This window comes from Rhizobium sp. GR12, assembly GCF_036596185.1.
Classification (GTDB): Bacteria; Pseudomonadota; Alphaproteobacteria; order Rhizobiales; family Rhizobiaceae; genus Agrobacterium; species Agrobacterium nepotum.
The window spans coordinates 36,607-50,652 of the sequence record NZ_JASXTH010000005.1 but is presented as its reverse complement, the minus strand read 5'-3'; the positions used below and the strand labels follow the sequence as shown (position 1 = coordinate 50,652).

Here is a 14,046-nt window from a genome sequence, read left to right as displayed (position 1 = left end):
GCTCCGCCCTTATCCAAATCATCAGTCTTCTTTGCAGCACCGCGCATCACGAAACGGCGAGGACAAGCGCTGCAATATTGTCGGTCTCACGATAAAATATTGGCCCGGACAAGCCGGGCCAAGACGGGAGGTTGTGACACCTCCCCGATACAGGTCGATCAGGCCTGGGCCTTCTCGATGAACTTGACGGCGTCGCCGACTGTCAGGATCGAGTCAGCTGCGTCGTCGGGAATCTCGACGCCGAACTCTTCTTCGAAAGCCATGACGAGTTCAACGGTGTCGAGCGAATCAGCGCCCAGATCGTCAATGAAGCTTGCGCCTTCAACAACTTTGTCGGCGTCGACGCCCAGATGATCAATTACAATTTTCTTTACGCGTTCTGCGATATCGCTCATGTCGGTTTCCTCGACCTTTATTTTGAAGGGAATGCCTTACGGCACCCTGCCCTGTTAGAAGCCCTCATGCGCCGTTCAAATCCGGCACCGCTGGCAAACCCGTTCAACCCGGTCCAAGCTAGACATCGTCGCGCAAAATCGCAACGGCTTCCTGTCTCTCCGGGACGACTGTTCACAGTCTTGGCCCGATTAACACGGTTTCAATCGGTCGAAAAGCCTGAAAACGCGCTAAGCACAACGTATGACAGGCAATTTCGCCGGAAACCGGCATGGAGGGTCTTGCAGCGCCGGGCACCCAAGAAGGTGCTGAAATAGCGCCGCAATCTTTTCAAGACGCCTTTGAGCCGGCGTCAGATCATCGCCATGCCGCCATTGACGTGCAGGGTCTGGCCGGTCATGTAGGCGGCTTCATTGGAAGCCAGATAAAGAACGGCCGAAGCGACTTCGGCACCGGTTCCCATGCGCTTCATGGGAATGGCGCCCATGATGGCCTCTTTCTGCTTGTCGTTCAACTTGCCGGTCATGGCGCTTTCGATGAAGCCGGGCGCCACACAGTTGACGGTGACGTTGCGGGTGGCGATTTCCTGCGCCAGCGACTTCGAAAAGCCGATCATGCCGGCCTTGGAGGCGCAGTAGTTGGCCTGGCCGGGATTTCCGGTGACGCCGACGATGGAGGTGATGTTGATGATGCGGCCGAAGCGGCGGCGCATCATCGGATGCGTCAGCTCACGCGTCAGGCGGAACATCGCAGTCAGGTTCACCTCAATGACGTTGTCCCAGTCCTCGTCGCTCATGCGCACGAAGAGACCGTCCTTGGTGATACCGGCATTGTTGACGAGAATATCGACGCCTTCCAGCTCGGCCTCGGCCTTTTCGCCGAGCGCCTTGACCTCGGCGCGATCGGCAAGGTTGGCCGGGAAAATCTTGACGCGATCGCCAAGTTCCGCCGCCAGCGCCTCGAGCTTTTCAACGCGCGTGCCGTGCAGGCCGACGGTGGCGCCCCGGCTGTGCAGAAGGCGGGCGATTTCCTCGCCGATGCCGCCGGTCGCGCCGGTTACGAGAGCCTTACGGCCTGTCAGATCAAACATGTTGCGTTCCTTCTCCGAAGCATGTCTCCCAAAAGTGTGCAGCGGTTTTGGGACAAAGACATGCGTAAAAACAAAATTCAAAGCAATTCCGTAAAAGCCTTTTAGCGGAATTGCATCGGGAATTGCCGTAAAACAAAAGGCCGTTACGGGGGGAAAGCCCGCTCTCAGCCTATCAGGGTTGCCAGAAGCAGGTCGATATCCGCAGCGCCGTTAACGGCAACGCCATTCACCGTCTTGTCGATGCGGCGGGCAAGGCCTGTCAGCACCTTGCCGGAGCCGATCTCGTAAAGCTGCGTCACATTGTTGGCCGCGAACCATTCCACCGTCTCGCGCCAGCGCACCTGGCCGGTCACCTGCTCGACCAGCAGGGCGGCAATCTCGTTGGCATCGGAAACGGGAACGGCGCGCACATTGGCGATAACAGGCACGACCGGGTTCTTCTTTTCGACGGCCGCCAGCGCCTCACGCATCGCTTCTGCGGCAGGCGCCATCAGCGCGGAGTGGAAGGGCGCGGAAACAGGCAGCATGATGGCGCGCTTGGCGCCCTTTTCGGAAGCGATCGCCGCTGCCTTTTCGACAGCCGCCTTGCCACCGGAGATGACCAGCTGGCCACCGCCATTGTCATTGGCGATCTGGCAGACGCCGAGAATGCCGGCTTCCTCGCAAATGCTGGACACAACATCATGCTCCAGCCCGATGATCGCCGCCATGGCGCCCTCGCCCACCGGTACGGCGGCCTGCATGGCATTGCCACGGATGCGGAGAAGCCGGGCGGTATCGGCAATAGAGAAAGTGCCGGCGGCACAGAGCGCAGAATATTCGCCGAGCGAATGGCCTGCGACATAGGAGACGGCATCGGAGAGCTTGAGACCGCGCGCTTCGAGAACCCGCATCACCGCCATGGACACCGCCATAAGGGCCGGCTGGGCGTTCGCCGTCAGCGTCAGCGTCTCTTCCGGGCCGTTCCACATGATATCGGAAAGCTTCTGGCCAAGCGCCTCATCGACTTCCTCGAAGACGGCGCGCGCCTCCACATAGGTGTCGGCAAGTTCCTTGCCCATGCCAACGGCCTGGCTTCCCTGACCGGGAAATGTGAATGCAATACCCATGGGATGTGGTCCTTCTTTTCTGGCCTTGCCTTTATTCTTTTCGACTTCCATTCACATTCCGGCCTGCGGAGTCAAGGCTTGAGCGCCCCGGCGACCCTTCCACGAGGCATTGCCTGCCTATTTTCCCCTTAATCTTTAATCATATTTTTTCTTGCACTGCGGCAATTCCCGACTACTTTCATGCCACCTTTCAAACCATCTCGCCAAGCACCGGGACATTTTCATGAAACAGAGACTATTGGGCCGCACGGGTATTTCCGTGTCCGAAATTTGCCTTGGAACGATGACATGGGGCACGCAGAACACTGAAGCCGAAGCGCATGCGCAGATGGATTACGCCGTCGAAAATGGCGTCAATTTCTTCGATACGGCCGAACTTTACCCCACCACCCCGGTTTCCGCCGAAACACAGGGACGGACGGAAGACTATATCGGCACATGGTTCGAAAAGACCGGCAAGCGCGATCAGGTCGTGCTCGCCACCAAAGTCGCCGGTTCTGGGCGCGACTATATTCGCGGCGGACGCGATATCGATGCGAGCGCCATCCGCGAGGCGGTGGATACCAGCCTCACGCGCCTGAAGACGGATTATATCGACCTCTACCAGATCCATTGGCCGAACCGTGGCACCTATCATTTCCGCGGCGCCTGGAGCTTTGACGCCTCCGGTCAGGAAAAGGAACGCACGCTTGCCGAAATCACCGAGAAGCTCGACACGCTCGGCGAACTGGTGAAGGCCGGCAAGATCCGCGCCATCGGCCTTTCCAATGAAAGCGCCTGGGGCACGCAGAAGTATATCGATATTGCCGAGGCCCGTGGCCTGCCGCGCGTCGCCACCATCCAGAACGAATATAGCCTGCTCTACCGCACCTTCGATCTCGACATGGCGGAAGTCGCACATCACGAAGATGTCGGCCTGCTCGCCTATTCGCCGCTGGCGGCGGGGCTGCTCACCGGCAAGTACCAGAACGGCGCACGCCCGGCGGGATCGCGCGCAACCATCAACCAGGATCTCGGCGGCCGCCTGCAACCGCTTCAGGAAGCGCCGGTCAAGGCCTATCTTGAATTGGCCTACAAATACGAGATCGATCCGGCGCAGCTCGCGATCGCCTTCTGCCTGACCCGCCCGTTCATGGCCTCCGTCATCATAGGTGCAACGACGATGGAACAGTTGAAGGTGGATATCGCGGCAGCCGATGTGAGCTTGTCCGACGAGGTGCTGACAAGCATCGCGGCGATCCATCGGCAGTATCCGATGCCGATCTGACACCATCACGGCGCGCTTTTTCGCCCCCGGTCCTTGCATTCCAGGCAAAAATGGGTATAAGCGCGCTGTTCACAACACCCGGTCCAATTGGCTGGTGGCTGAACGGAGGGCTGGTTCCGGTAACGGAACAGCAGGAACCATAAGGTTTTTCCGGCCTCCCGTGTCTCCGCTCTCGACCGTCTCGAACAACGCTTTTCTTGCTTTAAGGCTTTACCGCCTACCCAAGAGCAGTCGTTGAGGCTTAGCGCCGTTGCCGGGTGAAGGACGAAACGCAAGAAAGGCAAAGCTTAAATGGCTCTTTACGAACACATCTTCCTTGCCCGGCAGGATATTTCTGCCCAGCAGGTCGACGCACTTGTCGAGCAGTACAAGGGCGTTATCGAATCGTTCGGCGGTAAAGTCGGACGCGTCGAGAACTGGGGTCTGAAGTCCCTTACCTACCGCATCAAGAAGAACCGCAAGGCTCACTACGCTCTCATGGACATCGACGCTCCGGCGCCTGCCATCCATGAAATCGAGCGCCAGATGCGCATCAACGAAGACGTTCTTCGCTACATGACCATCGCCGTCGAAGCCCACGAAGAAGGCCCGTCCGCGATGATGCAGAAGCGCGACCGTGACGACCGTCCGCGCCGCGATGGCGACCGTCCGGACCGTGGCCCGCGTGAAGATCGCGGCCCCCGCCCGCCGCGCGAAGGTGGCTTCGGCGACCGCGAAGACCGTCCGCGCCGTCCGCGCGAAGACCGTGCATAAGGAGAATTGACCAATGGCTGATACATCCTCTTCCCAGGCACGCCGCCCGTTCCACCGCCGTCGCAAGACGTGCCCCTTCTCCGGCGCAAACGCTCCGAAGATCGACTACAAGGACGTTCGTCTTCTACAGCGCTACATTTCCGAGCGCGGCAAGATCGTTCCTTCCCGCATCACGGCCGTTTCCCAGAAGAAGCAACGCGAACTCGCCCAGGCGATCAAGCGCGCGCGTTTCCTCGGCCTGCTGCCTTACGTCGTAGCGTAACGATTTGAAGCGAGGCTGCGTTTCGCACGCGGCCTCGTTTTTCTCGACCCACTGACTCTTAATCAGCGGGTCGAAAATTACTGATCCTTCCGCGTTGGGCGCGGATCGATACCATAAATCCCATGTTGGGGACGACGATCCTGATTGGACCGGTCCTCTAACTGCTTAATTTCCAGCAGGACAGCGAAGTGCAAAAGTTGAACCAGACAGTGCTGATATCAGGCGTTCTCGCCGGAATATGCGCCGCGTTTCTAACGCTTGGCGCAACGGCACAGTCGTCCTTTTCTTTCCTGCTTTACGCCGGTTCGGCCATGCCCATCTTCATCGCCGGCATGGGCTGGGGCAACCGCGCCGCCGTTGTCGCGATCATCACCACCGCCATCATCGGCGCGCTCGTCATATCGCCGCTTTTCTCGCTGACCATCGCGATCTTCACGCTGATCCCGGCAGGCTGGCTTTCGCATCTTGCCAATCTGGCGCGCCCGGCCTCCGAACTTGGCGGTCCCGATGACCTGCTTGCCTGGTATCCGCTGTCCGGCATCGCCCTGCATCTTTGCCTTCTGGTTGCGATTGCCGTCGTCATTCTCGGCTGGATGATCGGTTACGGTCCCGATCTCGTCTCCCGCATGGTCGATCTGATGATGACCTCGGTACAGAACCGCGAACCGCTGTTCGAGCCGAATGCCGAGGCGCTGACGCAGACGAAGTCGCTGCTGGTTCTGATGCTGCCGATCGTTCAGGGCGGGCTCTGGGTCATCCTTTTGTTTGCAGCCTATTATTTCGCGACCCGGCTGGTCGGTTCCTTCGGCAAGGGCCTTCGCCCACGCGAGGACATTCCTTCCGCGCTGCGCATGCACCGCAACGCGATCTTCGTTTTTCTCGGCGGCATCGTCGCCATGTTCTTCGGAGGCGTCGCGGCCATGATCGGCGCGGTCGTCTGCGGCACATTCGGCGCGGGCTTCCTGATGGCAGGCTACGCCTCGCTGCACAAACGCGCGCGCGGAAAGGACTGGCGTCTGCCGGTTCTCATCCTCGCCTATCTCTCGGCGGTCTTCGTCTTTCCGCTGCTTATCATTCTCGTATTGGGATTGAGCGACGTGCGCAGCACGATCTCCCTCACCCCGACGCGGAAAACTGACAATACGAACGAAACCAACACATAGAAAGGATCAAGAAGATGGACGTTATTCTTCTCGAACGCATCAACAAGCTCGGCCAGATGGGCGAAACCGTAAAGGTTCGCGACGGTTACGCACGTAACTTCCTGCTGCCGCAGGGCAAGGCGCTGCGCGCCAACGCCGCCAACAAGACCCGTTTCGAAACCGAGCGCGCAACGCTTGAAGCCCGTAACCTCGAGCGCAAGTCGGAAGCCCAGACGGTTGCCGAAGCGCTTGCAGGCAAATCCTTCATCGTCGTCCGTTCGGCTGGCGAAACCGGCCAGCTTTACGGCTCTGTCGCTGCTCGCGACGTCGTCGACATCCTAGCTGCCGAAGGCTTCAACATCGGCCGCAACCAGGTTGAACTGAACACGCCGATCAAGACCATCGGCCTGCACGACGTTACCCTGCACCTGCACGCCGAAGTCGAGCTTCAGGTCGAACTGAACGTTGCCCGTTCTGCCGAAGAAGCTGAACGTCAGTCCAAGGGCGAAAGCCTCACCTCGGCCGACGCCATCTACGGCGTTGACGAAGACGCGTTGCGTCCGGAAGACTTCTTCGATCCGGAAGCTGACGGCAACGGCGACGACGAATAAGATTTTGGCTTAGCGGCCAGAGGAAAACCCCGGATGGTGACATCCGGGGTTTTTTGGTTCTTAGGATTGGAGTTTGCCGAGAGATACCCCCCTCTGCCCTGCCGGGCATCTCCCCCTCAAGGGGGGAGATCGACCCGAGGCGAGGTTTCGGCCATCTCAACATTTGAGAATGAAGTGGTGGTAGAGCTCCTTGCCGATCTCCCCCCTTGAGGGGGAGATGTCCGGCAGGACAGAGGGGGGTGCCTTGCCGCGCACTACTTCGCCGCCGTCTCCGCCCTCTCCGGCTCTTTGCTCTTGTCCACATGCACAACCACCGACATGCCCGGCGACAGATCCGCTGCCAGCGGCTGATCGGCATCGATTGCGATGCGAACGCCGAGACGCTGGGCGATCTTCACGAAGTTGCCGGTGGCATTGTCGGGTTTGATGACGGCGAATTCCGATCCCGTGGCGGGCGAGAAGCGCTCGACGCGGCCGTTGAGCTTGCGGCGATGCAGGGCATCCACCGAGATCGTCACCGGCTGGCCGACCTGCATGCCCGCAAGCTGGGTTTCCTTGAAATTGGCGATGACCCAGACGTCATGCGGCACGACGGCCATCAATTGCGTTCCGGCCGTAACATATTGGCCGGTGCGCACGCCGACTTCGCCGAGCCTGCCATCCACCGGCGCGTGAATTTCGGTATTGTCGAGGTCGATTTTTGCGAGTTCGACAGCAGCCTCGGCATTGGCGACGGCGGCTTGCAGGGAGCTGCGGTTGACGATGATCGTCTGCAGATCCTGCCGCGAGACCTCGAGTGCTGCTTTCGCCTGCGACAGCGACGCCCGCGCCTTTTCCAGTCCGGCATGCGCCTCTTCCTGTAGGCTGGAGGTACCGGCACCGCTCCTGATGAGGTTGTCCTGACGGTCGGAGGCAAGCTGCGCCTGCTTCAACGATGCCTCGGCGCTATCGACCGCAGCCTCGCTGGACCGGATATTGGCGTTGGCGGCGTTTTCCTGCTGACGGGAATTGTCGAGCGCGGCCTTATGGGTGTCGAGCGTGGCTTCCGCCTGCGCCAGTTTCTGGCGGTAGATGCGGTCGTCGATCTTCGCCAGCAACGTGCCTTGGCTGACCTCCTGATAATCCTTGACCGGCACGTCCACGACATAGCCGCTCACCTGCGGGCTCATCGTCGTGACGTAACCGCGCACGAAGGCGTTGTCGGTCATTTCGACGGTGGAGAGGAACGGCGGCAGGCGCCAGGCGTAAAGCACGAGCGCGACACCGGCCAGGCCGCCGAGCAGCACGAGAATGGAAACGGGGGTAAAAAACTTCTTCAGCATTTTATCACTCTTGGAGGGTTCAAGACTGTTGTGCCGGTGCCACATCGACACTGTTCCCCAAAAGGAACGGGCGGATGCGCAGCCATGCAAGGTGGATCAAAAGCGCGATGAGCGCCAGCGCCGAAACAACGGATATCAGCAGGAACGTGTCGTTATAGGCGAGCACATAGGCCTCCTTGCTGACCTGCTGGCCAAGAAGGGAAAGTCCCTCGGCCTTCAGCAGCGCCGGATCGGTGATGACGTGGCTGTAGGCGCCGGAAAGCTGCGACACGCGCTGGGCGACAACCGGGTTGGTGAGCAGGATATTCTCCACCAGGATATTGGAGTGGAATTTTTCGCGCAGCGTCACGAAACTGCCAAGCAGCCCGGTCATCAGCATCGATCCCGTGATCTGGGTGAACAGGAAGATGGTGATGAAATTCACCAGATAGGGCGCACCCCGAGCAAGTGCGGCGGCAAATCCCTTGGCCATCACAGGCGGCAGGAACATGGCGGCGCCAAACGCGATCATCATCTGGCTGAGATACATTTCGCTGGGTCGCGTGAGATTGGTGGACTGGCTGTCCATGAACGAGCCGGCGGCAATCAGTGTCAGCGCAATCACATGGGCCGTATCGACGTATTTCGTCAGCATCAGCCATGCGCATGCCGCACCGCCAAGCACCGTCGCCAGAAGCACCAGAGCATAAAGCGTGATCGTCTGGTCGTTCAAAAGGCCAAGCTGCTGGTAGAAGCTCACCGCCGTCGAGGACTGCTCCGAGGAAACCGCACGGTAGATGAGCAGGACCGCTATGACATGCAGGTTGGTTTTCGAGAAAATCCAGCGCAGGTCGAGCAGCGGGTTCTTGCGCGGCAATTCGATGAAGGCCATCAGCGTCAGAAGCGTGATCGATATCGCCAGAAGCACGCCCAGCCACCATGTTTCGAACCACCAGTAGAACCGGCCGAGCGTCAGCATGACCGCGAGGCAGCCAAGACCGCCCGCAAGCAGAAGATAGCTCAGAATATCCATGCGCTCGATGACTTTCGCACGCGGCGGCGGCGTGACCTTGAGCACGTAGATCATGGCGAACGAGATCAGCGCAAATCCCACTTCCATGGAATAAAGCGCGTTCCAGCCGCCGATTTCCAGCAAGGAGGGTGAGACGATGCGCGCCAGCGGTGCCGACAGCAAGGTACCGGTGAGCGCTATGCTGAAACCGAGCGAAAACTTCCGCGCGGGCGGAAAGGCCTCCAGAATATAAAGAAAGCCGAGCGACGAAATCGGCGCGGCAGCCATGCCGCTGACAAAACGAATAACGATCGCCGAATGCAGGTCCGTTACGAACAGGTTGAGACAGGAAGCGACCACGAAGACGATAATCGAAAGTTCGGCAAAGGGCCGCAATCCATATTGCGTTCGCACCTTGAACAGCGCGACGGAAAACGTGGCATAGGGCGCCATATAGGCGGCGGAGAGCCAGGCGACCTCGGCCACCGTGGCGGAAAACTCGCCCTGCAACTGATAGAGATTGGCCATGAGGAGGTTCATGCCCAGCCCTTGAGTGATGAAGAACGACAGGCCCGCGAAGATGAAGCACAGCCGCAGCCATACCGGACGCTCCACCGGCTGCGGCGGGGCGGCAACGGCGGGTTCCGGCGCGGTCTCGCCAGCTTCGGCATTTTCGGAAACGCCCTGATCGGCTGTTTGCGGGATGACCGTTCTCACGATTGCACCCTCCCGGCCGCGAGGTTTTGCAGATTGGCCGAAAGCCTGCGCATGACATCCAGCGCCATCGCCAGATCCTGCGAGGAAACATCGGCGGCGATTTCCGAACGCAGCGCCTTTGCCACCGCCTGCACCGTCTCGGAGGTTTTCTCCCCTTCCACCGTCATGTGGATGCGTTTGGCACGGCGGTCGGTCTCGTCGGAGCGGCGCTCGATGAGGTTCTGTTTCTCCATGCCATCAAGCACGCGCACCAGCGTCGGCGTTTCTATTTCCATTTCCTCGGCAAGTTCCGTCTGGGTCAGCGGTCCGCGCCGCGACAGGGCGAAAAGCGCACGCGCACGTGCAAGCGTCAGACCGCTTTCCCCTACCCGCGCGTCGAAAAATGCGCGCAGCTTGCGGGTGAAGGCGGAAACCTCGTCCAGAAGCTGTTCCTTGTCGGTTTCGCGAGACATGTCAGTAAGCCTTATAATTAGCACACTACTTATTTACTGCCTACTTATTCGGAAGCCTGACGATTTTCAAGTTTCTTTCATGCCGGGTCTGCCATGCGGTAAACTCATGGCAGCGAATCACATTGCCATGAAATTCCGGGGTCCTCAAACCGGGTCCGTCCCTCACCCGCCTGTGGATTGCTGGGGACAACTGAAGATGTGATCCAGCTTTGCAGAGCGGACGTCAGCCTGCGGTGTAGTGTTGCAACAATATCATTGACTGCCATGCCCCAGAAAGCCAAACCCAAGGTTTAAGCACAAAGGCAAAGGGAGATCGCGCAAACCATGAACGACGCTGTGAGAAAGATCACCCCCGCGCAACCGGCGGAACCGCACTATCGCGAGGCCCCGAACAACATCGAGGCGGAACAGGCGCTGCTTGGCGCCATTCTCGTCAACAATGACGCCTATTACCGCGTGTCGGATTTTTTGAAGCCCGTGCACCTCTACGAACCCCTGCACCGCAAGATTTTCGAGGTTGCGGGCGATATCATCCGCATGGGCAAGACCGCCAATCCGGTAACGATCAAGACCTTCCTGCCGGCCGACGACAAGATCGGCGACCTGACGGTGGCGCAATATCTCGCGCGTCTGGCCGCCGAAGCCGTGTCGATCATCAATGCGGAAGATTACGGCCGGGCGATCTACGATCTGGCGCTGCGCCGCGCGCTGATCCAGATCGGCGAAGATGTCGTCAATATCGCCTATGACGCGCCGCTGGACATGCCGCCGCAGACGCAGATCGAAGATACCGAACGCCGCCTGTTCGAACTGGCGGAAACCGGCCGTTACGACGGCGGCTTCCAGTCGTTCAACGATGCGGTGGCGCTGGCCATCGACATGGCGGGTGCTGCCTTCGAGCGTGACGGCAATCTCTCTGGCATTTCCACCGGCATTCATTCGCTCGACGCCCGCATGGGCGGCCTGCAGCGGTCCGACCTTATCGTTCTTGCCGGTCGTCCAGGCATGGGTAAAACCTCGCTTGCCACCAACATCGCCTATAATATAGCGGCGTCCTATGATCAGGAAGTCCAGCCTGATGGTTCGTTCAAGGCGAAGAACGGCGGCGTTGTCGGCTTTTATTCGCTCGAAATGTCGTCCGAACAGCTGGCGACCCGTATCATTTCCGAGCAGACCGAAGTCTCCTCCTCGAAAATCCGCCGCGGCGAGATCACCGAGGCCGATTTCGAAAAGCTCGTCGCCTGCTCCCAGATGATGCAGAAAGTGCCGCTCTATATCGACCAGACCGGTGGTATCTCCATCGCCCAGCTTTCCGCCCGCGCCCGCCGCTTGAAGCGCCAGCGTGGCCTCGACGTTCTGGTGGTGGACTATATTCAGCTGATGACCGGGGCTGGCAAAAGCGGCGAAAACCGCGTGCAGGAAATCACCCAGATCACCACGGGCCTCAAAGCGCTGGGCAAGGAACTCAACGTTCCGATCATCGCGCTTTCACAGCTCTCCCGTGCGGTGGAAAGCCGCGAGGACAAGCGTCCGCAGCTCTCCGACCTGCGTGAATCGGGTTCGATCGAGCAGGACGCCGACGTGGTGCTGTTCGTGTTCCGCGAGGAATATTACGTCAAGAACATGGAGCCGCGCGATACCGCCGACCCGAAATACACCGAATGGGAAACGCATTTCGACCGGGTGAAGGGCACGGCCGACGTCATCATCGCCAAGCAGCGTCACGGACCGACCGGCACGGTGAAGCTCGCCTTCCAGGCCGAATTCACCCGCTTTGCGGATCTGGCCGACCCGAGCTTCAGCCAGTACGAAGAGCATTGATCCGAATTGAACAACGGGGGCGGACCGGCTTCAGCCTGTCGCCCTCGGTATTCTGATGCGCCTTCACAATCGAATGCACAGAGTCTTTTCAAGGCTTTGGCGGGATCGCCTCACAATCCGATTCCGCGCAGCAGCGCCACGGTGACGACGCCGAGCGTTGCGGCCGGCAAGAGGCTGAGGCGGAGCGCAGCAATCGCCGTCACCGCGCAGGCGATGGTTTCCGCCGGTCCGCTTGCAAGCGCCGTCGGCGTGACCACGGCCATGAGAACAGCCGGCGGAACTGCGCCGAGCGCTTTTTTCAGGCGTGGCGTCAGAGTGAAATGATCGACCAGCAGCAGACCGCCCAGGCGCGTGGCGACGGTTGCCGCCATCATGGCGAAGATCGTGAGCAGCGTGTTTGCATCAAGCGTCATGCCGGCTGCTCCAACTCTTCACCCTGTCCGCAGGCGGCAACGGCAAGCCCCGCCAGGGCACCGGCGGCGATATACCAGGCGCCTGGCAACAGCGCATGGGTGAGATAAGCGGCACTGGCACTCGCCAAAAGCACGAGGCCCGTTTCCCTGCCCTTCCAGAACCCCATCAGCAGCACGATGAACACGGCCGGAAATGCAAAATCCAGACCGATGACCGACATGTCTCCCATGACGGAACCGAGCAATGCGCCTGCCAGAGTGGCAAGGTTCCAGACGAGATAAATCGACAGCGCAGCGCCCGTGAAAAACGCCGCAGTCAGCCTGCCGGTGATGACCCGGAACTCCGACAGCGCCCAGGATTCGTCGGTCAGCAGCAGCATGGCCGCATATTTTCGCCAACCGCTGAAATCCTCCAGCTTGCCGGCGATGGAGGCGCTCATCAATACATGGCGCAGATTGACCAGCAGTGCGGCGAAACCGAGAGCGCTCCAGCTTGCCGGATGCGTCCACAGATCCATGGCCACGAATTGCGAGCCGCCGGCAAAAACCAGCAGCGACATCAGCGAAGCTTCCAGCGGCGACAGGCCCTTGCCGATGGCCACCGCACCGAACACCACGCCGATCGGCACCATCGCGACCAGCAGCGGGGCGGCGGCCCTCAACCCCGCGCCGAATTCCGCGCGCTTTTCCAAGTGGGACATCGCATTCTCCTTTTCAGAAGAGTGCGATTACGCCCCACTGGGCCTCACGGTCTTGAAGGAAAGTGACATTGCACGGCGGAAACGCAAAGTTGGGTTTATGCCACCCGGAATTGCCCCGGCGTGACGCCGGTGCGTGCTTTGAAATGCCGGGTGAAATGCGCCTGATCGGCAAAACCGCACAACGCCGCAACCTCGGCCGGCATCTCGCCGGCGCGCAGAAGACGGCGCGCCTGCCGGATGCGTATATCGGTCAGATATGCGTGCGGCGTTATATGAAATTCCTTGCGGAAGGCGCGAATAAGGTGGGCGCGGCTGAGGCCGGCGATCGAAGCCAGTTCCTCAAGGCCGATATCGGTCTCGTAATTGTCGGAGAGATAGTCGCGGGCGATATGGACCGCCGTTTTCTCATGGGTTTCAACGGGCAGGATGATGGCGCTGCCATGCCTGCCGAACAGTGTGGCGAGAACCGAAAACATGCCCTCATCCGCCTCCAGAGCGCCGGATCCGGTCTCCAGCCGCCGGTGCGCCATCTGGAAGGCTGCCGCCATCTGCGGATCATGCGGCAGAAACCGCGGAAAGGACGGTGTGCCATGGAAGGCCCTGCCCGTCACATCCTCGATGATATCGCGCAGGAGCGCCGCATCGGGATAGATCATCCGGTAGCGATAACCGCCGCCACCGGGCGCGCCGTCGTGAATCTCGCCCGGATTGATGAGATAAAGATGCCCCGGCCCCGTCTGCTCTGTGGTCCCCTGAATGGTGGAAATCTGCGAGCCGCTCTCGATCGCGCCGATCGAAAACGTGTCATGCGCATGCGGCGAATATTCATGTGTCAGGAATGTCGCGCTCAGACATTCCATGCCGCCGAAACGCCGATCGCGCCAGAAACGCGTCGTTTCCGTCGCTGCAACGGGCATGAAATCTATGGCCTGTTCCTGCGAAACATTGTGCATAGAGCGAGTTTAAATCAATCGGTCATTACCGTCTTGAACAAAAGTGCTA

15 protein-coding genes are annotated in these 14,046 nt (G+C 59.9%); 6 read left to right on the top strand and 9 right to left on the bottom strand.

What is annotated here, in order from left to right; all coding sequences use genetic code 11:
• Positions 1-158: 158 nt before the first annotated feature.
• The 3 genes from QSK43_RS10000 to fabD all read right to left on the bottom strand — a co-directional run bounded on the left by QSK43_RS10000 (position 159) and on the right by fabD (position 2,592).
• Positions 159-395, bottom strand: coding sequence for an acyl carrier protein (locus QSK43_RS10000; protein ID WP_003502080.1), 237 nt, complete (start codon positions 393-395; stop codon positions 159-161).
• A gap of 350 nt (positions 396-745) precedes the next feature.
• Entirely contained in the window at positions 746-1,483 is a 738-nt protein-coding gene (gene fabG / locus QSK43_RS09995; RefSeq protein ID WP_045016896.1) for a 3-oxoacyl-[acyl-carrier-protein] reductase, read from the bottom strand.
• 164 nt (positions 1,484-1,647) lie between these two features.
• Positions 1,648-2,592, bottom strand: a complete 945-nt coding sequence (gene fabD / locus QSK43_RS09990; RefSeq protein WP_332303361.1) for an ACP S-malonyltransferase — start codon at positions 2,590-2,592, stop codon at positions 1,648-1,650.
• Positions 2,593-2,815: 223 nt separating this feature from the next.
• Between fabD and QSK43_RS09985 the strand changes: the two genes are divergently transcribed.
• From QSK43_RS09985 to rplI, 5 genes are all read left to right on the top strand, one after another.
• Entirely contained in the window at positions 2,816-3,859 is a 1,044-nt protein-coding gene (locus QSK43_RS09985; protein WP_332303360.1) for an aldo/keto reductase, read from the top strand.
• A gap of 291 nt (positions 3,860-4,150) precedes the next feature.
• A complete protein-coding gene (rpsF, locus tag QSK43_RS09980) occupies positions 4,151-4,612 on the top strand; it encodes a 30S ribosomal protein S6 (protein WP_045016900.1) in 462 nt (153 codons plus the stop codon).
• Between the two features lie 13 nt (positions 4,613-4,625).
• Positions 4,626-4,874 (top strand): 30S ribosomal protein S18, encoded by a 249-nt coding sequence (gene rpsR, locus QSK43_RS09975; RefSeq protein ID WP_003496832.1) that lies wholly within the window; start codon positions 4,626-4,628, stop codon positions 4,872-4,874.
• A gap of 188 nt (positions 4,875-5,062) precedes the next feature.
• Complete coding sequence (locus tag QSK43_RS09970; protein ID WP_332303359.1) at positions 5,063-6,037, top strand: DUF2232 domain-containing protein; 975 nt, start codon at positions 5,063-5,065, stop codon at positions 6,035-6,037.
• A gap of 14 nt (positions 6,038-6,051) precedes the next feature.
• Positions 6,052-6,627, top strand: a complete 576-nt coding sequence (gene rplI, locus QSK43_RS09965) for a 50S ribosomal protein L9 (RefSeq protein WP_045016905.1) — start codon at positions 6,052-6,054, stop codon at positions 6,625-6,627.
• 254 nt (positions 6,628-6,881) lie between these two features.
• Here rplI and QSK43_RS09960 read toward each other — a convergent pair whose 3' ends face one another.
• From QSK43_RS09960 to QSK43_RS09950, 3 genes are read right to left on the bottom strand one after another with little or no spacing between them, the layout of a single operon-like run.
• Positions 6,882-7,949 (bottom strand): HlyD family secretion protein, encoded by a 1,068-nt coding sequence (locus tag QSK43_RS09960; RefSeq protein WP_332303358.1) that lies wholly within the window; start codon positions 7,947-7,949, stop codon positions 6,882-6,884.
• Between the two features lie 19 nt (positions 7,950-7,968).
• Entirely contained in the window at positions 7,969-9,657 is a 1,689-nt protein-coding gene (locus QSK43_RS09955) for an MFS transporter (protein WP_332303357.1), read from the bottom strand.
• Positions 9,654-10,109, bottom strand: coding sequence for a MarR family winged helix-turn-helix transcriptional regulator (locus tag QSK43_RS09950; protein WP_332303356.1), 456 nt, complete (start codon positions 10,107-10,109; stop codon positions 9,654-9,656). The genes QSK43_RS09955 and QSK43_RS09950 overlap by 4 nt, the downstream gene beginning before the upstream one ends.
• Before the next feature lie 324 nt (positions 10,110-10,433).
• On the opposite strand from QSK43_RS09950, the gene QSK43_RS09945 reads away from it, so the two are divergent.
• Positions 10,434-11,930 (top strand): replicative DNA helicase, encoded by a 1,497-nt coding sequence (locus QSK43_RS09945; protein WP_332303355.1) that lies wholly within the window; start codon positions 10,434-10,436, stop codon positions 11,928-11,930.
• 110 nt (positions 11,931-12,040) lie between these two features.
• Here QSK43_RS09945 and QSK43_RS09940 read toward each other — a convergent pair whose 3' ends face one another.
• The 3 genes from QSK43_RS09940 to QSK43_RS09930 form a co-directional block, all read right to left on the bottom strand.
• Entirely contained in the window at positions 12,041-12,343 is a 303-nt protein-coding gene (locus QSK43_RS09940; RefSeq protein WP_332303354.1) for an AzlD family protein, read from the bottom strand.
• The gene (locus tag QSK43_RS09935) at positions 12,340-13,044 is read right to left on the bottom strand and encodes an AzlC family ABC transporter permease (RefSeq protein WP_332303353.1); all 705 of its coding nucleotides are present in this window, start codon (positions 13,042-13,044) and stop codon (positions 12,340-12,342) included. The genes QSK43_RS09940 and QSK43_RS09935 overlap by 4 nt, the downstream gene beginning before the upstream one ends.
• A gap of 95 nt (positions 13,045-13,139) precedes the next feature.
• Complete coding sequence (locus QSK43_RS09930; protein WP_332303352.1) at positions 13,140-13,997, bottom strand: AraC family transcriptional regulator; 858 nt, start codon at positions 13,995-13,997, stop codon at positions 13,140-13,142.
• Positions 13,998-14,046 lie beyond the last annotated feature (49 nt).

Bases quoted from the DNA above. Each gene is read 5' to 3' on its own strand.
- rpsF (WP_045016900.1), top strand. From the start codon at position 4,151: ATGGCTCTTTACGAACACATCTTCCTTGCCCGGCAGGATATTTCTGCC.
- QSK43_RS09940 (WP_332303354.1), bottom strand. From the start codon at position 12,343: ATGACGCTTGATGCAAACACGCTGCTCACGATCTTCGCCATGATGGCG.
- QSK43_RS09935 (WP_332303353.1), bottom strand. From the start codon at position 13,044: ATGTCCCACTTGGAAAAGCGCGCGGAATTCGGCGCGGGGTTGAGGGCC.
- fabD (WP_332303361.1), bottom strand. From the start codon at position 2,592: ATGGGTATTGCATTCACATTTCCCGGTCAGGGAAGCCAGGCCGTTGGC.
- QSK43_RS09960 (WP_332303358.1), bottom strand. From the start codon at position 7,949: ATGCTGAAGAAGTTTTTTACCCCCGTTTCCATTCTCGTGCTGCTCGGC.
- QSK43_RS10000 (WP_003502080.1), bottom strand. From the start codon at position 395: ATGAGCGATATCGCAGAACGCGTAAAGAAAATTGTAATTGATCATCTG.
- rplI (WP_045016905.1), top strand. From the start codon at position 6,052: ATGGACGTTATTCTTCTCGAACGCATCAACAAGCTCGGCCAGATGGGC.
- fabG (WP_045016896.1), bottom strand. From the start codon at position 1,483: ATGTTTGATCTGACAGGCCGTAAGGCTCTCGTAACCGGCGCGACCGGC.
- rpsR (WP_003496832.1), top strand. From the start codon at position 4,626: ATGGCTGATACATCCTCTTCCCAGGCACGCCGCCCGTTCCACCGCCGT.
- QSK43_RS09930 (WP_332303352.1), bottom strand. From the start codon at position 13,997: ATGCACAATGTTTCGCAGGAACAGGCCATAGATTTCATGCCCGTTGCA.
- QSK43_RS09985 (WP_332303360.1), top strand. From the start codon at position 2,816: ATGAAACAGAGACTATTGGGCCGCACGGGTATTTCCGTGTCCGAAATT.
- QSK43_RS09950 (WP_332303356.1), bottom strand. From the start codon at position 10,109: ATGTCTCGCGAAACCGACAAGGAACAGCTTCTGGACGAGGTTTCCGCC.
- QSK43_RS09945 (WP_332303355.1), top strand. From the start codon at position 10,434: ATGAACGACGCTGTGAGAAAGATCACCCCCGCGCAACCGGCGGAACCG.